The sequence below is a fragment of the Lactococcus formosensis genome (assembly GCF_037892375.1).
Classification (GTDB): domain Bacteria; phylum Bacillota; class Bacilli; order Lactobacillales; family Streptococcaceae; genus Lactococcus; species Lactococcus formosensis.
The window spans coordinates 1,376,925-1,395,210 of sequence record NZ_CP141721.1 but is presented as its reverse complement, the minus strand read 5'-3'; the positions used below and the strand labels follow the sequence as shown (position 1 = coordinate 1,395,210).

Here is an 18,286-nt window from a genome sequence, read left to right as displayed (position 1 = left end):
TCGTAGCTGCTACGGCTAAGAAGAAAACTTCATAACACTTAATTAATAGCGAAAACTATCTATAATTAACACGTTAATTTAACCTTTTTATTCAAAATATTTTTTGAGTGAATCTTTAGATTTATTTACGTACTAATATTTAGAGTGCTTTTATGATATTTATCTGGAATAACTAATATTTTATTTTTTGAATGCTTTGTTCTCCATCAAGGGACAAGGGTCTTCAAAAGAGAGGAGGATTTATATAAACTCATAAAACATTGTATAGATAAAAATGATAAACAAGTAGAGGAAAAAAGCATGGTAAAAATAATAGTAAAAATAACTGCAGGTATAGGGATCATCATTTTAAGTTCAAGTCTTATTGGCTGCTCGACTGGAAATACAAACAAATCAAAATCTGTAGATTCTAAACAAAGTAAGGAAAACAAAAAGCAAGCAGCTTTTAATTTTATTCCAAATAAAAATCAACCTGAAACAGTGCAAGATTTTGTCCCTATCTTTGCACAACAACTCAAAAAATATAATCAAGTCGCTGAAAAGATTTGGCCGAAGAGTGCTGTGACAAATATTCCAGTCGTGTTGGAAGACACAGACAGTAAAAAAATGTGGAAAATCACTCCAGACGGGCAAATCAGTGATTTTTCTGAACAAGAAGCCAAGGAAATGAATGTCGAACGTTCAGAGACTCCCGGTACTTGGGGCTATTACGGCAAGCAGTTTGAAAAATTTGGAGTAGATGCAAACTATAGCGTGCATGATAAGGAGCTTAAGGGCGGAGGAATGTATTTTTCCCTGAATGATGCTACACTCAAAGACAAGGAACTTCTTAATCGCTATCCCCACTTAGGAGCTTACGATGCCTTGGTCTTTGTCTTACATGAAAATTTTCATATCTTTGAACAGGAAAAATGGAATAAGCTTTCTGAAAATAATACCGCCAAGATAGGCTCAGAAAAAGACCAACATCTAGAAGAAACAGAAGCACGTATTATCCGTTATCAATTGATTCAAAACTTGATGAAGGCTGTTGCTCAACCAAAGGACATGGACTTAGTTTTGCAAGCTATCGCAACTTATAATGAATATAAGGCAAAACATAAAACTGACTTTGATAACGCACATTATTGGGACCGTACTGAAGGTTCTGCACAATATATGGAAATTATGGTTGCCTTATATACCTACTTCCCAGAGCAACTTCGCACAGATGAGGATATAGCTCAGGCCATCCAAGCCTTAGGAAAACAGACCAAAGGCTATGGTACTTCTACTGGAAATGTAGAGGAAGCTTATGATATTGGTGCTTTCGCAGGTCTTTTATTAGATCATTATGATTCATCATGGAAAATGAAACTCATGAAAGATAAAGAAACTACACCAATGAGTTTATTAGCTGATCATTTCCAAAATGAAAAACTTCCAGCATACACTCCACCTAATGAAGAAGATAAAAGCAAGCTTTTAGAAAAAATAACAGATAAGAAAAAAGAGCTCGTTACTTATCAAAAACAATCTTTAGAAGAAATGAAGAAAGAGCTTCAAGCTGCCTCAAATCCCGATCAAAAAGAGACATTAGAAAAGGAAATCAAAGTTCTTGAAGCAAAGATTGCCGCATTAGAAAAGTAATATAAAAAATAAACCATATTCACTTAGGAATATGGTTTTATACATTAGTATAATGGAAATTATAATTCTATATTCTTAGTTAGCATTGATAAGTGTTTTATTCAGAATATTTTTTTAATAAAAGTACGTAAAAGAATCAGCAACTGCTCATGCATTGTTGTTTAATTCACAGAAATGATTAATAGAACGGCAAAAAGCACGACCAATAATAATAGTATCTCCCAGACCATTAATGAAAGTAAAGGGTTCAGACCTTTAATGTGTAATCGATCTGCAATCCCATCCAATATATTTTTATTCATACATATAATATATCAAAAAGTTTAATTCTTTTCAATATCATTTCTTTACTTTCTTTAAAGTTACAAATTGATTAACCAACAATTCAAAAAAAACGATAACTTTTGAGCTATCGTTTTACTTCGAGTTACATTTTCACAAATTCTTTTTCAACGAAATATCCAGAGAGCCAAATAGCAAACAGAATTCCAAGCATTCCTAAAAGCATTGATGCCATATCAGCCATGAGTAATTTAGAATTTATTATTTCAGCAAAGCTATAATGAAGTCTAATAAACCAAAGAATAAGGCTTAGTGATGATCCTAATAAACCAAAAAAAAGTGTATTTACAGCGGTCCCAAGAATTTGCTGTGAAATTATAAAGCGCTGTTCTTTAAACTGTGGCAATGTCATCTGCTCATCTTGTTCTACAACTTCAGATAAACTGGCAACCAAGGCCATGGCCGCTTCTGCAACTGCACCCAACATCGAAATAACCATGACAACAATTGCAATATTAGAGAAATTCAATCCTATTGCTAGCGATAGTTCTTCTAGCTCTTCTGTATCTTCAATTGCAAAGCCTTGGAGGTTCCCAATGTACTGCACCAAAACAGCTAAAATAAGAAGAGAAAATACAACTATAAGGCTTGTTTTAAAGGAAATATTTGTTACCATATTATCGTCGGAAGACATGTATATTGCGATTGCCAGAATAAGCACCGACACCACACTTAAGAGAATAAAGGTATTCATCCCCCAAGAAAGCAGAGTTATCATTGCAAAAATCAAAATGAAATTAAGCGCTAGGCCGATGAGGTTTCTTATCCCTTCAACACCCGAAACTAAAATAATTAAGACAGTCAAAACAATGAAGAGAACAACTAAACTATTCATTTACTGCTTCCTTTCTTAGTCCGAAACTCGTCACTACAGCTGTGATTGGAACTGCAAGTACAATACCAATTGCAGAAATAATTGTTTGTAGTAGACCCAGATTTAGAGCTGTGCCTGCGATATAATTCCACGTATTTCCATTTCTTAAAAGAAGTAAAGTCATGGGTATCGTTTCCGCCATGAAAATCATAAAGAGTACATTTGTCAATGTTCCAATAATTTCTTTCCCAATTTCCATACCGGACTTAATATAGTCTTTTTGAGACATCTTTATTTTATTAAACTGATTTTGACGATAAAGACCAAATAAACCAGCAACAATATCTCCTGTACCATCCATAATTGCCCCTAAGACACTAATGATTGCACCTACAAAGAAAAATAAGATTGGGTTTTGGGTTACATAATTCATCATTTCAAAATGAATCCCTGAATTTCCGGTAAGTTTTAAAACAGAAAAAGTCAGCAGGAATGTCAAAAGGCTGGTAAGAACTGTGGTCAACAAAGTAAATAACATCTGCCGCGTAAAGCCTAAAACAAAACCTAATGAACTAATCGCAAAAACCAATGCCAAGCAAGAAAAAGTGATGAGCGCATTTACAGAAGTAAAACGAATATCAAAAGCAATCGCTAAAACAAAGTATAGAAGATTGAGTAGAAGGGATAAGGTAAGGAAGAGTGCTGCACGCCATCGAATAAAACTCAAGGTTAGTCCGATGAAAAGAACACCTAAACTAACCATCAATGCATCTCGCTTCTGACCAACAATCTGCATCGTTCCCGCACTTTCACGTAATAATATTTTTTGATTTTTACGGTAAAGCTGGCCGGTGAGTTGGGACTGATTGGAGATATTTTTAAGATTTAAAACCTGATCTTTTTGTGAAGTATTGAGCATCCTGACTTTAAGATTTTGCTGTATTTCTGTATCTTTATTGTTGAAATTATCACTTAAAGTTATCTTTTCAATAGTTTTTACTTCCTCAATAAGGCCTAAAGGTTCATGATAAAATCGTGCGTTATGATCAACGATAACAAAAGCTGCCACTGCAACCAAGCAGGGCAGAATAATTTTTTTTAGAAAGAATTTAATCATTGTTTTTTACCACAGTCAAAATGACAAAATATCCTAAGATATAAATAACCGCAAAGGTGAGAATCAATCCCAAGGGAAATTTTGTTTTTGGCTCATTTTGTGAAATTGAGAAGCCAAAAGAAGCATGTTTACTGTTGGGTAACTCAATCAGATGCGGATAATCTAGATTTTCCGTATTCGTCATTAAGCCCATCGTAACAGGAACTTTTTGAATATTTTCTACTCGCATACGATAATGCCCAACGGGCATAGCTGTTTCCAAAACAGTCATAGCATTTTCTGCAAGGATTGGAGTTTCACCCACTTTTTTCCATATATCTTCTTCTTTTTTCTCAAGAATTAATTTCATTTCCATATTCGCATAAGAATTGAAATCAATACGATTAGCCGATGTTGTTAAGTCAAAAGACTGAGAAATACTTTTTCCTGCACCTAAGTCAATACTCCCTTTACTATAACCAAAGTGATTAACCGAATGTTGCTGTGCGTTCACGACAATTGCTTGTTTTGGTTGTTTTTGCATCAATGTTAACATCAGCCCTAAAGATAACAAAGCCATAATTGGATAAGCTATTTTCAAAAGCTTGCTTCGCCCTTTTTCAGGTCTAAAGACAGTTTTTTCCGAAAAAATTTTATCAAAGCTGAGTGCAGCCGCAAGAATGATTAAAGCAAAGGTCATGAATTGGTAACGAGGTTTAACTTCCCAAAGTAAAGTATGAAAGAGTGTAATTCCCATCGTTGTTAAAATTGCTAGAGAAAAAACTGATATCTCCTCTTTTTTTGTCTTCCAAAGGCGGTAAACAATGGCAAAGAGGAATACGGTCATCAGCGCTTTAGCGTAAGTTGAGATAAAGATATTAATGGCACCGATATTATCAATGATCCAACCTGGAGCTTTTGTCCAGTTGTAATAACCAGAGAAAAGCTGATAATCCGTAGCCGTTGCGAACGTTCCGCAAGACCAAAGCTGCCCAAATTTCGCCAATAAGAGTATTGGGATCATCCATGGATTTTTTCCTAAGTGCATTAAACGCTCTTTAATTCCAGCAATATTGGCTTCTTTTGCTGTTTCAAAACCAAAGTGGTTGAGTGTATAATCACGATCAATGGGTGTCCATTCGCCCATTGATTCTGTATTTAGACCCTCATAAATCCAGTTTACAGTAGGAAATACATCTGGGCCTTTTAAATCATACTGCATAGCGCTTGCTAATCCACGAGTTACTCCCATTGCCAAAATAATACCAACAAAAGAAGCTAAAATGAGCTTAACTATTAAAATCCATAATTTTTTATATTTTTTTCGTTGACTGAAGGCCACTAAGCCTAAAATTGCTAAAGCAACCAGAATGATAATCACATTAGGACGTGCAAGAAAGCCGAGAGTAAACAAGAGCGCTGTACTGATAAGTTGCCAAATACCGAACACGCCTGTACTTTGAATCTTATCAAAGCGCAATGCAATAATCAATAAAACTAAAATCGCAAATCCATCTGAATATCCTACCCTCAATAAGAAATCATAATTCATTGGGAGAATTAACATTAGTAAGGTAACAAAGGCTGCTAAGCCTGCTCTTTTTTTCCATAGGAAGCGAATCAGCAAAGCCCAAATGCTAGTATTGATAAGAATATTAAATGCATAAAAAACGAAGTAGTAAGAGATATGAAGTCCTTCTGCAACCTTCATAAATCCGACGTTCAAGGCAACTAAAGGTACGAGATTAGGATATTGTCTAATCCAAACATCCCAGACCATGTCTCCTTGCATAATTCGTGTAGCTTGTGCCTGAATATGCCAAGGATCTCCAAAAACCATTGTATGAATTTGAGTCACAGATAAAATCTGCAAAAGAATAAAAACTGCAAAAAAGGCGAAAATAAACATTTTCAAGCCTTTTTTATTCATATTATGAAATTTTCGATAGGCAAAACGGAGGAGAAAAAAGAGCAAACTAGCACACAACACAACCGAAATAGGTTCGACAAAACCAGCATCCGTAAAAGGTTGCACAGCCATAATAGCTAAAGCTGCCATAAAGAGCCAAAGCAAAATACGATACATGCTTTTATTCAGAAATTCCATTTTTCCTCCTGTTGCGTTGAATGAAGTCTACCAAGCCCATGGTTGCCAAAATAAGCATTATTGGTGCGAAGTTATAAAGGTAGCGAGAATTAGCTTCCCAAAGCAATAAGAACCCTGTCAAACCTGCCATTGAAAGTCCGACAATAAACCATTCTGTCTTGTGTTTCTTGAAAATACCCAGGAAAATCTCATACCACATCAATGGGACAATGGCTAACCAATAGAGTGTTTGTGCTGCTTTAATCAACAACCAGCCCGTAATATTCCCTTCTTCTGGAGCAAAGCTCGTCCAGTCAAAATAACGGAAAATAAAGGGATTAGAATGACGATATGTGTAGAAGAAATTACTCAAATCACCATTAAACCACGTATACATGATTTTACGCCACAATTGAACCAGAACACCCGGAACACCCATTTCCTTGAGATTTTCAATAAAACGATGCTTTATTCCTTCTTTCTTCGATGCTACATCTGTAAATGATTGAGAGTATGCTAAGACATCCGGATTGAAGCCTCCATACTTATTGATAGGGTCAAAAGACATCGTCACCCAGTGAATCATCGGTAGATTATATCGGTCATTGGCTTGTTCTGAGAAAGCTGGTTCGTTTGCGATAACTGCTTTAACTCCTTGATGAACACCTACAAAGAGCAACGCTGCTACAGGAACCATAATAAGCAGTTTTTTCCATTTACGGTTAAGTACCAGGAAACAAAAGACAGCAATCATTGGGATGAAAACAGTAGGTTTAATACTGTAGCCAAAGAATACAACAAGGCATGCTGCTATCCACCAGATGATCATCTTGCTGGTCTTCTCTGATTGAAGTGCATAAATCATGAAGAGTAAGCCAAAAATGACAAATGGTAATGTCGCTGTATCTGTGTAGAGCTGTGCTCCATAAAGATAAAACGGTATAAAACCAAAAGCAACCAAATTGTAAATCAAGGCCATTTTAAGATTAGAAATCTTTTTAATGATCAATGATCCACCCAATACAGAAATACTTGTCAGAATTGCCGCTACAACAGTTGTCGCAATAATTCTCGATAAGTTGGTTGTGAAAGGTGCAAAAAGAGTGTTATAGACAATCCCAAAGAACTGATTATTTGGATAACGTAAAAAGTAGAGAAGTTCATCTTCAGTCATCGGAAGATTGGCAAATGAACGACCACCAAGCTGCATGGTATCTCTAAATATTACGAAGAAATCCCAGTCGTGTGCTGTGTCAGGTACATGAATAATAAAGAAAAAAGGCACAAGCAATACTGCAAGCCCTAAAATCCACATTGACATTTTATAGTAATGCTGGATTTTACTTTCTGTAAGTGTGTCGATTTTCTTGACCGAACGATAGATGAAAACCATGTAAGCTGCTGCGATAAACATACAGATATTCCCAAGGATAAAAGCTGTGATGTACTTTTCACTCCAAACAGGTGTTTCCATAATAACATAGATATTTGTCCCAAGCCAAATGAGGCCAAAAATAAGAGACCAAAAGATCTTACACTTTCGCGGATCTTTTAAGTGTTGATGTAGTGTATTCAACATTATTTTCCTTTAAAACGTTTTGTAGTAGTTGATTGGATTTTCCCAATACAACAAAATGATATTCTTTTCCAACATAGATAAAACGAAGCGTTCTTGACGTAAGTTTGACTGAACTCATATAATTGAAATCAATCTCAAGCATACCCAAACGAAAATCACGAGAAAAATGAAGTGCATTCTCCGCTGCAAAAAAGCGACGTTGTCTCACCAAGAAATAGAAAGCGAGAACCAAGAAGACAAGAATAGTTATTTGAAACCAGTTCATTCGAAGATTGTTTTCATAGAAAAGAACTTGTTGGAAAGAAAGAAGGATAACCCACCACATCCAGGCTATTTTATAAATATTGCTTAAAGGCTGAAAATATCCTGATTTCATAAGATTTTACTTTCCTTTCTCTTCGTTTTTGCTGACAGAAGATGAGTTTTTGGCATCTTCTTTTTCTTTATTTTTTGTTTTTGCTGTTGCTTCAGCTTCCTCTTGAGCTTTTTTCGCCGCTAAGACTGGATCATTAAAGAGATCAACTGTAGATACTCCCTGGTTTTCTGAAAGAAGAGATGTTGAACGTGCTTTTAGGACATCTTGTTCTTCTTTGAGACGATTCCTTGTTGAAGTAACGTTGTAACTATAGTTGCCCGGTTGTACTGGCTTAAATCCAGGTGGTGTGTAGAAACGAAGCAGATCTTCCGTATTGAAAGTATCCGACATATCTAACATTTTATTAACTTTTTCTTGGATGCTATCAACATACTTCTGTTGACTCTCGTTTAACTTCAGAACTTCTCCGGTTTTTGTATCATGATAAACCGAACTTGTCGCGCTTGATTTCGTAATAGTTGGTGTAACGAAACCACGATTTCGGAGTGCAACAAATTGTTCTCGTTTAGGTGCAAAAACATCTTGCCCAAATTGAATATAATCTTTCGTTGAAATACCAAGCAAATGCTCTAAGGTTGGCATAACATCTATTTCACCGATAAATTCATCACTGATATGTCCTGATGTTTGACCAGGAATATCAATCATGAACGGTGTACGTTGCATCATCGTATTATCATACTCTGTCCAGTTGTCTGCGCTTTTACCGATGAATGGGGCATAATATTTTGTATCGGAACCAGAAATTCCGTAATGATCTCCATAAAGAACAATAACAGATTTTTCATAAAGTCCAGATTTTTTTAAGTAGTCGAAGAAATCTTTAACCGATGAATCTAGATAATTAGCCGTCACAAAATAGTTATCAACGACTGAGTTTCCAGAGCCGCCTTCTACTAGTTTCGGATTCATTTCATAATCTTCAAGTCCTGTATAGGGCGTATGATTTGAAACCGTCAAATATTTCGCATAGAAAGGTTGCTGTAACTGCTCAAGATATGGGATTGAGTCCTTAAAGAAGTATTTATCCTTAACACCCCAGGCAGTAGAGTTGGTTGGCGTGAGATCATAGAAAGATTGATCAAAGAAATTTTGATAACCCATATTACGATAAACGTTATTACGACTGTAAAATGAACCAACATTACCATGGAATACAGCACTTGAATAGCCTTCTTTTTGTTGCAAAATGGCCGGCATAGCTTGGAAAGTCTGTGTACTTCCTAGGCTTGAGAAAAGTGAGCCAGATGATAAACCAAATGTTGAAGTTTCAAGCATAGTTTCTGCATCAGAAGTTTTACCTTGCCCAACTTGGTTAAAGAAGTTTGAGAAAGAATACACGGAAGGATTATTATTATAAAGTGAATTCAAGAAAGGTGTAACTTCTTCACCATTTACCTTCATATTAATAACATCTTGCTGCAGTGATTCAAGGTGAATCACAATAACATTCCGGTTTTTCGCAATACCAAACATCTTCGCATTTGGCGCAAGATAGCGATCTTCTTGAATGTATTTTTGAACTTTTGTAAAGTCTGTTTTGGAAGCCATAGCTCTCGTTTCGTTGGACACATGAGTATACCAGCTATTGGTCGCTAACCATGGGCCTAAGCCCAAATAACGTACAACATAAGTGGCATCATATTGCGCTTGTCGTGAAACTAGACGATGTTCAGTGAGATCAGCCATCCAAAAGTTCAATCCAAAAATCATGACTGAGGCACTGAAAACCTTAAAGGCAAAAATATTCGTAGGACGACGTTCATCCATCTTAATCTTCTTGGTCAGAAAAAGCACAAGAATAACGAGAATGTCAATCCAGAACACGAGATCCACCCAAGAAACAGCAATAGAACCTAAGTCGAAACCTTTCCCGACCATTCCGGCTCCCCCAGTCAAGGTGTTAAGCGTAAGGAAATCTGAAAACTCACGATAATAGAGAATATTCCCATAAACCAATAAGTTTCCAATCAAGTTCATCAACAGCATGCTTAAGTAGAAAAGCTGCTTTCTTTTAACAAACAGTATTAAGCTAAAGAAGATTGCTGTAAAGCCTATTGGATTAACAATGACTAATAGATAATCTGCAATGTTAGAAGAGTTTAACCCCTTAAAGACAGAAAAGTAGGCAATCATGGTTTTGACCCAAATAAAGAAGGTCGACCAGCATACTAAACCTAGTCGTGTATTAAAACTATTAAGTAATTTTTTCAAGGTAAGCCTCAATTTATTTTTTATTTGCACAAGAGTAATTTCCTTTTTTTACATTGAGAATAATTCTAACAAATGAGCCTTGAGCTAAGCTTAAGCTTCATATGGCTAACCTGTTTAAACTTCATCCTCTAATCGTACAGAAATAACCTTAGAAACCCCCGCATCAGCCATCGTCACACCATACATTGTACCAGCTGCTGCCATTGTTCCACGGCGATGTGTGACAACAATAAATTGGTTGGAGTTATCAAAGTGATTCATGTAATCTCCGAAACGTTTAACATTAGCCTCATCCAATGCTGCTTCTACCTCATCCAAGACCACAAATGGCACCGTTCTAACACGTAAAATAGCAAAAATTAAGGCCAGAGCAGTCAATGCTTTTTCCCCACCAGACATAAGGTTCAAGCTGGCTAATTTTTTACCTGGAGGTTGAACTTTGATTTCAACACCAGCTTCCAATAAGTTGGTGCTCGTTAATTCAAGGTCGGCTTCTCCTCCTGCAAACATTTGTGAAAAAGTTAATTGAAAACTTTCTCTGATTTGTTCAAAGGTTGTCTTAAAGCGGATTTCTACCTCTTCATTCATTTCTTGAATCGTTTCGAGTAGCATATTTTTAGCTTCCAAGAGGTCATCCCGTTGGCTGCTCAAAAAGGCATGACGTTGATGTACTTCCTCATACTGAGTAATTGCATCTAAATTAATCGGTCCGAGTGCACGGATTTGGCGCTCTAAAAGACTGAGCTGTTGCTCTGATTCAGAAAGATTTTCAAGGGTTTTAGCCTTCATTTTAGCTTCATCGAAACTCATTTCATACTCAGTAAAAAGTGTGTTTTGGCGATTTTTTAAAAGTTTTTCTGATTGTTCAATCCTTACTTCCAAACGCGCTTTTTTATTATTCAGTATTTGATTTTTTTCCAGCAAGTCACGATTTTGCTCCTCAAGTTCTTCTGTTTGAGCTTGCAGGTCATCCCTCTCAAAGCGCAAACTCACTAACTTCACATTAGCTTCTTGAAGTTTTGCCTCTGTCTCTTTTAATTGCTGAGCATAAAGATTACGACTCGCTTCATCAATCTGTGCTTCTCCGATTGCTTGTAGTTTACCTTTTTCAGCCTCTAGAACTTCATATTCTTGCATTAAGCGTTCCTGCTCCGTTTGGGCAAAACGTAATTCGTTTTTCAGACTTGACAAAAGTAATTTCGTGTCATGATATGCACTGTTTTTCTGCTCTTTAAGAGCATTAAAACTTTGACTGTTAGATTTGACTTCTTCAAGTTGATCATCTAAAGCCTGCTTATCCTCAGCAATTTTAGCCAACTGCTGTACCAGTTTTTCGTTCATCCCTGATAATTCTTGCAGCGCTTGATGTGATTCTGTATTTTCGATATCCGTAACTAATGCCTGAAGATTTGCTTTTTGTTCTGATAATTGCTTAATCTGTAACTTCAAACTTTGCTCAGTTAGACGTTTTTCTTGAATTTCAGAACGTAGCGTCTCAAGTTGTGTACTCAAGGATTGACGTGCAAGCTGTTGCTTTTGCAATTTATCTTCGACTGCTTTAAGCTTACTTTCTGCTAAAGCGATGACTTCAGTCAGATGTTCAATTTCTGTACTGGTAAAAGTTGTATTATTGCGTTTCGCTGCTCCCCCTGAGTAAGCCCCCCCAGGATTAATCTGCGTACCATCTAAAGTTACGATACGAATAGTATAGTTCATTGCACGCGCTATTTGACTTGCATTTTCAGCTGTATCAACAATAGCAGTGGTTGCCAATAAACTCGACATTGCTCTTTGCAACCGTGGTTCAAAATTAACCAAATTTAAGGCGGTATCAATGAATCCTTCCATCGTCACGAGACGTTCGTAGTTTCGAAATTCACGAGGTTTTATCGTGGTGAGTGGAAGGAATGTTGCTCGTCCCAAGCGTTTTTCTCTTAAATAAGCGATTGCTTTTTTGGCTGAGTTTTCATCTTCAACCACGATATTTTGACTGCCGCCACCTAAGGCAATATCAATGGCAGTAGTGTATTTTTTGTCAAAAGTTAAGAGATCAGCAACTACTCCAATAATACCACCAAGTGCCGCACTTTGAGTCATTACAGCACGTACCCCTTGATACAGGTTACTGTGACTGTCACGAATATTTTGCATACTTGAAAGATTGGCCTTATATTTGCTGAGTTGTTGCATTTGATCATACATCACATTTTGACCTTGACGCTCTGATTCAGCGTATCTTGCTTCTGCTTCACTCTTTTCTTGCACTTCTTTTTCAAGTGTTTGAGCAGTTTGATTGAGCGCTTCTAAAGCAGCCTCTGCTTTTGTAAGATCAGCAGAAATAGTTTGAAATTTTTCTGTGTTTTCTTTTACATTCTCATCAGATTCTACCAGACGGCGTGAAATATTTTCATATTCAGCCCTATTTTTAGTCAATTGATTGGAAAACTCTGCCTCTTGTTGCACTAATTGCAAATAATCTTCGCGAAGTTTCTCTGCTAAACTTTCTGGACTTTCAGCAAAACGCGCTAATTCTTTTTCTAACTCATCCAGTTGAACTTGTGCTTCATTCTCTTTTTCTTTGAGCTCTGCTTTTTTCTTTTGCGATGCATTTTTCTTTTGAGAAACTTCCACCAATTTTGAATCAAGTTCTTCGATGCGCTCTTGGCGTTCTGCGGCTGATTTTTGAGAAGAAGACTTTTGGAGATCAAAGACATCTATTTTATGTTGTAAATCAGACTTGAGTTCTGTTAAGGACAAGTTGTCTTGTTGAGCTTTCTCTTGCTCTTGTTCTATTTTCAGCCGAGAGTTTTTTAAATTAAGAAGTTGTTCTTCGTAGCTTGCTTGTTGATTTTTTAAAATACTTAGCTCAGCCTCAACTGTACTTAAGTCTTGCTTCGCTTGTTCGTATCTTTTCTTCTCATCAAGAAGCTGAGCAACCAACACAGAAAGAGCAAGCTCAGAGCGTTGCGCTTCTAAATCTTGAAAACGCAAAGCAACATCACGCTGAGCACGCAAGGGGGTTAATTGACCATTAAGCTCAAAGATAATATCTTCGAGACGATCGAGATTATCCTGTGTTGTCTGCAATTTACTTTCTGTTTCAGTCCGTCGTGTCTTATATTTCAAAACACCAGCTGCTTCTTCAAAAATTGCCCGTCGTTCTTCTGCTTTAGAGTTAAAGACAGATTCGATACGTCCTTGGGAGATAATAGAAAGAGAATCACGCCCTAAGCCTGTATCTGTGAAAAGTTCATGAATATCTTTCAAACGGCACTTACGCCCATTAATCAAAAATTCAGAATCACCATTGCGATATAAGCGACGTGTAACAGTCACTTCGGCATCCTCTTCATAACCAGTAAGGTACTGGTCTGCATTATCAAAAGTTACAATAACTTCAGTATAGTTCAGGGCTTTACGCTTAGCCGTACCTGAAAAAATAACATCTGGCATTTTACCGCCACGAAGTGACTTGGCAGATTGTTCTCCTAAAGCCCAACGTAGTGCTTCAACAATGTTGGACTTCCCAGAACCATTGGGACCAACAACAGCTGTAACCCCTTGGTCAAATTCAATTTTCGTACGGTCGGCAAAAGACTTGAAGCCGATAATTTCCATTTTTTTAAGATACATGAATCTGACCTTTTATTGCATTTTCCGCTGCTTTTTGCTCTGCAACTTTTTTTGATTTACCTCGCCCACGCCCAAGCTCTTTTCCATTATTATAAACAGCTGCGACGAATTCACGCGCATGTGCGGGACCTGTTTCCTCTAGAATCTTATACTCAATGATTGTCTCACCATCCACTTGCAATACTTCTTGCAAGTTTGTCTTATAATCAATGACTTTAAAATAATCGTCAGCCTTTACGTGTGGGATAACTACTCGATTTATAAACTGACGCACTTCTTCCATGCCAGCATCTAAGAAAAGGGCACCTAAAAAGGCTTCAAAGAGATTTTCAAGGTTTGTATCACGATTACGTCCACCTGTTTTTTCTTCACCATTTCCTAAACGTAGAAAACGTCCAAACTCACACTGACGTGAAAAATTAGCTAAAGATTCTGTGCGGACAATGCTAGAACGCATCTTCGATAGTTCACCTTCAAGTTTATCTGGGTAAGTACGATAAAGATATTCTGAGATGATTAAAGACAGAGCGACGTCTCCCAAAAACTCCAAACGTTCATTGTTTGCAACCTTTGGGAGGCGTTCTTCATTCGTATAGCTCGAGTGAGTAAAAGCTATTTCTAATAATTCTTCATCAGCAAATTTTATACCAAATTCATTTTTAAGCTTATTTTGAAGCTCAAACATAAAAAACCCTCCTAGATTTTATTATTAACTTAGTTATTATACCAAATTTTTGAGTCTTTTTGGTGTAGGCTACAAAGAAAAGAGCTTGCTTAAGCAAACTCTCTTAAACGCTATCCATACGTGCTAATATAAAGGCCAGAACGAAACAAAGGCCTAAGGGCAGAGCCACTACCATCACATACAAATTTAGCATTGAAATTAGAATATAGAAACTTCCAATAACTAACTGATAAAGTTGCCATATCCCCCCCGTTGGTCGATCCATACGAATAAAGGAGACCCAATTTACAATCATAATTGACATGACAATGACAACCACTAAAGCAAAAAGTTTCAATAGAAAAAGGCCACTATGCCCTGCAATGGTCAGAGTCATTTCTAGATCTTTTTCTTCCCAGTTAATTATGAATCGAATAAAGGCAAACATCATTAATACAGCAATGAGAGTTGTAAAAATACTCCCGATCAAGGCACAAATTTTCGCTCGTTTCATCTTTTCTCCGTTGTTTTGATGACTGTATTTTATAATTATAAACTTAAATTAACACTAAAGTAGGACCAATATTCTAAAAGTTAAATAAAGCGCTCATCAAAGTCCTACATGCTTTCCGTTCATCATTATAATCTTTAGATGCATGAGCCTAACATACTAAAATAAATCAATGATAATAAAAAACCATAACATTTTGTCATGATTTTTTTAAACTCATATATTATTTAAGTGCTTGGGCAGCTGTAATAATAGCAAGTTTATAAACATCTTCTTCGTTACTGCCACGAGAAAGGTCAGAGATTGGGGCGTTCAAGCCTTGTAAGATTGGGCCGATTGCTTCAAAGTTTCCTAAACGTTGGGCAATTTTGTAGCCAATATTACCAGATTGAATATCTGGGAAGATAAATACATTTGAACGTCCTGCCACTGTGCTGTCTGGTGATTTTTGACGGGCAACTGCTGGAGAGAATGCTGCATCAAATTGAAGTTCCCCATCAATATCAAGTTCTGGATGCTCTTCTTTGACTAAAGCCGTTGCTTCAACAACTTTAGTCACATCATCCGATTTACCTGAACCCTTAGTTGAGAAAGATAACATTGCAACTTTTGGATCGATATCAAAAAGTTTTGCCGTTTCCGCTGAAGCTACGGCGATATCTGCTAAAGTATTTGCATCTGGATCGATGTTAATCGCACAATCCGCAAAGATATATTTTTCATTATCATCACGACCACGAACCATGATAAATGCGCCTGATACTGATTTCACGCCTGGTTTTGTTTTAATGATTTGCAAGGCAGGTCGTACAGTATCAGCAGTTGAGTGAACTGCACCTGAAACCATACCATCAGCTATACCCATATGTACAAGCATTGTTCCAAAATAGTTTGAGTCTTTCAAGATTTCGCGTGCTTGTTCTTCTGTTACTTTACCTTTACGACGTTCAACAAAAATTTCGACCATCTTTTCAAAACGTTCACAGTTCAATGGATCGTAGATTTGGAAACCGTCTGGATTAATCCCACGAGAAATTAATGTACCTGTTACTTCAGAGATATTACCAATAAATACTGGTGTAATCAATTTATCAGCGTAAAGACGGTTAGCTGCGCCTAATACACGTGCATCTGTTCCTTCGGGAAAAACGATTTGTAGGCCTTTGCCAGAAATTTTTTGTTTGAGCGATTCAAAGAGTTCCATAATACTTCCTTTTACTATTTTTAGAATTTCAATAATGATTATATCACAATGTCACAAAAAATGCCCACTTATGTAAACGTTTTTTTGAAATTATGGATAGAAGGGTTTCTTCTGTTCATTCTTCTTTTCCTCACAAAAAGAAGCAATCTTTCGATTGCTTCTTACTCTCCATGTAAGATACTGGCGATTTTTGTGGTTAAGATATCAACCCCAACTGTGTTTGAAACGCCTTCTGGAATAATGACATCCGCATATCGTTTTGTTGGTTCAATGAATTGATGATACATCGGTTTTACAGCATCCATATATTGTGTAATAACAGAATCTAAAGTACGGCCACGTTCTTCAATATCCCGACGGATACGACGTAAAATACGTACATCATCGTCAGTATCTACGAACACCTTGATATCCATCAGGTTTCGTAGCTTTTCATTTTCTAAAACCAAGATTCCTTCTACAATCAAGACATCTACAGGTTCTTGACGGTAAGTTTTTTCACTCCGTGTATGATTGGCATAATCATAGGTCGGAATATCAACAGCCCGACCATTTTGTAGCTCTTTTAGTTGAGCAATCAGATAGTCTGTATCAAAAGCCAATGGATGGTCGTAGTTTGTTTTTGTACGTTCTTCAAATGTCAGCTGTGATTGATCTTTATAGTAACTGTCATGTTCAATCATAGCGATATTTTCATCTTTAAACATAGATAAAATAGCTTGAGACACGCTGGTTTTCCCACTTGCTGAGCCACCTGTTACACCGATAATCAATGGTTTTTTCAAAATTACTTCTCCATATTTTGTGTATCCACTAAAACTTCAATTACTCATGGATATTATGTTATTCTACCTATTTTATCACAAATCTCAACCAGCTTCAGCTCTGAAAATTATTTATAAGCAATCTTTTTTTATATTTTAAAAATTCAACGGGATATTTTTTAAAGATTATACATAAGTTTTAAATGAGTTTTACCGAAAAATTTGCTATAATGGTTTTAATAAATTTTTGATAGGAAAAGGGGTGTATGATGCTTAAACTTGGAATTATCGGTACAGGATGGATCAGTGGATCTTTTGTCGAAGCTGCCCATCTCACAAAAAAATATAGTCTTGAGGCTGTCTACTCACGTAATCTTGAGAGTGCAGTATCTTTCACAGAAGACTTTGACGATATTGAACTTTACGATAATTTAGATGATTTTTTCAAACATGATTTGGATATCATCTATATTGCCAGTCCAAATGCTATTCATTTTGAACAAGCGAAAGCTGCTATTTTAGCAGGTCACAATATCATCGTTGAAAAACCAGCATTTTCAAATCCACATGAATTAGCTGAAATTATCAAGTTAGCGGATGAAAACAATGTTCTCTTTTTTGAGGCTGCTCGAAACATCCACGAACAAGCTTTTGAAACCATCAACTTATTCTTAGCAGATAAAAAAGTTGTTGGTGCTGATTTTACCTATTCAAAATATTCTTCGAAAATGCCTGCACTACTGGCAGGAAAACTTCCTAATAAATTCAACAGTAAATTTTCTGGTGGACTCCTCGCAGATTTAGGTGTTTATCTTCTCTATGCAGCTGTTTATTGGTTTGATAAACCTCAATCTGCTTGCTACGATGCTGTTGTTCTCCCAAGTGGTGTAGATATCTCTGGTATCGGAAGCTTAAATTATGGTGATTTCAAAGTTGCAATTAAATGTGCGGGTAATCTCACAAGCTACCTCTCGAGTGAAATCTACACTGATCAAGGTACCTTGATTTTAGATGGGGTCAATGCTATAACCTCTGCAAAATTCATTCGTTTTGATGGAAGTAAAGAAGTCATCAAGGTTACAGCTCCAAAACATTCTCTCTTTGATGAAGCTCTTCACTTTGCTGAAATCATTGAAACCATTTCAACTCCTGCTGCTCGTTCTCTCTACAAAGACTTGCACCAGTTGGCACAAGATGTTTCCGAAACAAGTTATATGATGCGCCAAAGTGCAGGAATCGTCTTTGAAGCTGATAAAAAATAAGATTTAATCATTGACTCCTTATCGGAGTCTTCTGATCCCTTAGTTAAATTGGATATAACCCGGACCTCCTAAGTCTGAATCGCCAGTTCGAACCTGGCAGGGATCATTAAAA

Annotated in this window: 13 protein-coding genes and 1 tRNA gene; 3 read left to right on the top strand and 11 right to left on the bottom strand. The window is 36.6% G+C overall.

Annotated elements, in window-relative coordinates; genetic code table 11:
* The first annotated feature begins 300 nt into the window (after positions 1 to 300).
* Positions 301 to 1,629, top strand: a complete 1,329-nt coding sequence (locus VNN39_RS06830; protein ID WP_338997189.1) for a hypothetical protein — start codon at positions 301 to 303, stop codon at positions 1,627 to 1,629.
* Positions 1,630 to 2,056: 427 nt separating this feature from the next.
* Here VNN39_RS06830 and VNN39_RS06825 read toward each other — a convergent pair whose 3' ends face one another.
* The 11 genes from VNN39_RS06825 to udk all read right to left on the bottom strand — a co-directional run bounded on the left by VNN39_RS06825 (position 2,057) and on the right by udk (position 16,933).
* On the bottom strand, positions 2,057 to 2,806 hold the full coding sequence (locus VNN39_RS06825; RefSeq protein WP_165711533.1) for a YibE/F family protein: 750 nt from the start codon (positions 2,804 to 2,806) through the stop codon (positions 2,057 to 2,059).
* Entirely contained in the window at positions 2,799 to 3,902 is a 1,104-nt protein-coding gene (locus tag VNN39_RS06820) for a YibE/F family protein (RefSeq protein ID WP_338997186.1), read from the bottom strand. Before VNN39_RS06820 ends, VNN39_RS06825 begins: the two co-directional genes overlap by 8 nt.
* Positions 3,895 to 5,988 (bottom strand): hypothetical protein, encoded by a 2,094-nt coding sequence (locus VNN39_RS06815; RefSeq protein ID WP_165713414.1) that lies wholly within the window; start codon positions 5,986 to 5,988, stop codon positions 3,895 to 3,897. Before VNN39_RS06815 ends, VNN39_RS06820 begins: the two co-directional genes overlap by 8 nt.
* A complete protein-coding gene (locus VNN39_RS06810; protein ID WP_165714803.1) occupies positions 5,972 to 7,546 on the bottom strand; it encodes an ArnT family glycosyltransferase in 1,575 nt (524 codons plus the stop codon). Before VNN39_RS06810 ends, VNN39_RS06815 begins: the two co-directional genes overlap by 17 nt.
* Positions 7,500 to 7,922 carry an EbsA family protein gene (locus VNN39_RS06805; protein ID WP_017369216.1) on the bottom strand — a complete coding sequence of 141 codons (423 nt, stop codon included), beginning with the start codon at positions 7,920 to 7,922 and terminating at the stop codon, positions 7,500 to 7,502. Before VNN39_RS06805 ends, VNN39_RS06810 begins: the two co-directional genes overlap by 47 nt.
* Before the next feature lie 6 nt (positions 7,923 to 7,928).
* The gene (locus VNN39_RS06800) at positions 7,929 to 10,166 is read right to left on the bottom strand and encodes an LTA synthase family protein (protein WP_096369304.1); all 2,238 of its coding nucleotides are present in this window, start codon (positions 10,164 to 10,166) and stop codon (positions 7,929 to 7,931) included.
* 84 nt (positions 10,167 to 10,250) lie between these two features.
* Positions 10,251 to 13,769 carry a chromosome segregation protein SMC gene (gene smc / locus VNN39_RS06795; protein ID WP_338997181.1) on the bottom strand — a complete coding sequence of 1,173 codons (3,519 nt, stop codon included), beginning with the start codon at positions 13,767 to 13,769 and terminating at the stop codon, positions 10,251 to 10,253.
* Positions 13,759 to 14,454: a ribonuclease III gene (gene rnc / locus VNN39_RS06790; protein ID WP_017369219.1), complete on the bottom strand. Its 696-nt coding sequence runs from the start codon at positions 14,452 to 14,454 to the stop codon at positions 13,759 to 13,761. Before rnc ends, smc begins: the two co-directional genes overlap by 11 nt.
* A 103-nt stretch (positions 14,455 to 14,557) precedes the next feature.
* Positions 14,558 to 14,947, bottom strand: coding sequence for a hypothetical protein (locus VNN39_RS06785; RefSeq protein WP_017369220.1), 390 nt, complete (start codon positions 14,945 to 14,947; stop codon positions 14,558 to 14,560).
* Between the two features lie 220 nt (positions 14,948 to 15,167).
* Positions 15,168 to 16,148 (bottom strand): phosphate acetyltransferase, encoded by a 981-nt coding sequence (pta, locus tag VNN39_RS06780; protein ID WP_017369221.1) that lies wholly within the window; start codon positions 16,146 to 16,148, stop codon positions 15,168 to 15,170.
* 161 nt (positions 16,149 to 16,309) lie between these two features.
* On the bottom strand, positions 16,310 to 16,933 hold the full coding sequence (gene udk, locus VNN39_RS06775) for a uridine kinase (protein ID WP_003135541.1): 624 nt from the start codon (positions 16,931 to 16,933) through the stop codon (positions 16,310 to 16,312).
* Positions 16,934 to 17,181: 248 nt separating this feature from the next.
* Here udk and VNN39_RS06770 point away from each other — a divergent pair, with 248 nt between their 5' ends.
* Both VNN39_RS06770 and VNN39_RS06765 read left to right on the top strand, forming a co-directional pair.
* Positions 17,182 to 18,174 (top strand): Gfo/Idh/MocA family protein, encoded by a 993-nt coding sequence (locus VNN39_RS06770; RefSeq protein ID WP_026063792.1) that lies wholly within the window; start codon positions 17,182 to 17,184, stop codon positions 18,172 to 18,174.
* A 33-nt stretch (positions 18,175 to 18,207) separates the two neighbouring features.
* Positions 18,208 to 18,280: transfer RNA gene (locus tag VNN39_RS06765), tRNA-Arg, on the top strand.
* Positions 18,281 to 18,286: the final 6 nt, after the last annotated feature.

Coding starts and splice junctions, on each gene's coding strand:
- VNN39_RS06830 (WP_338997189.1), top strand. CDS start 301: ATGGTAAAAATAATAGTAAAAATAACTGCAGGTATAGGGATCATCATT.
- VNN39_RS06825 (WP_165711533.1), bottom strand. CDS start 2,806: ATGAATAGTTTAGTTGTTCTCTTCATTGTTTTGACTGTCTTAATTATT.
- VNN39_RS06820 (WP_338997186.1), bottom strand. CDS start 3,902: ATGATTAAATTCTTTCTAAAAAAAATTATTCTGCCCTGCTTGGTTGCA.
- VNN39_RS06815 (WP_165713414.1), bottom strand. CDS start 5,988: ATGGAATTTCTGAATAAAAGCATGTATCGTATTTTGCTTTGGCTCTTT.
- VNN39_RS06810 (WP_165714803.1), bottom strand. CDS start 7,546: ATGTTGAATACACTACATCAACACTTAAAAGATCCGCGAAAGTGTAAG.
- VNN39_RS06805 (WP_017369216.1), bottom strand. CDS start 7,922: ATGAAATCAGGATATTTTCAGCCTTTAAGCAATATTTATAAAATAGCC.
- smc (WP_338997181.1), bottom strand. CDS start 13,769: ATGTATCTTAAAAAAATGGAAATTATCGGCTTCAAGTCTTTTGCCGAC.
- rnc (WP_017369219.1), bottom strand. CDS start 14,454: ATGTTTGAGCTTCAAAATAAGCTTAAAAATGAATTTGGTATAAAATTT.
- VNN39_RS06785 (WP_017369220.1), bottom strand. CDS start 14,947: ATGAAACGAGCGAAAATTTGTGCCTTGATCGGGAGTATTTTTACAACT.
- pta (WP_017369221.1), bottom strand. CDS start 16,148: ATGGAACTCTTTGAATCGCTCAAACAAAAAATTTCTGGCAAAGGCCTA.
- VNN39_RS06770 (WP_026063792.1), top strand. CDS start 17,182: ATGCTTAAACTTGGAATTATCGGTACAGGATGGATCAGTGGATCTTTT.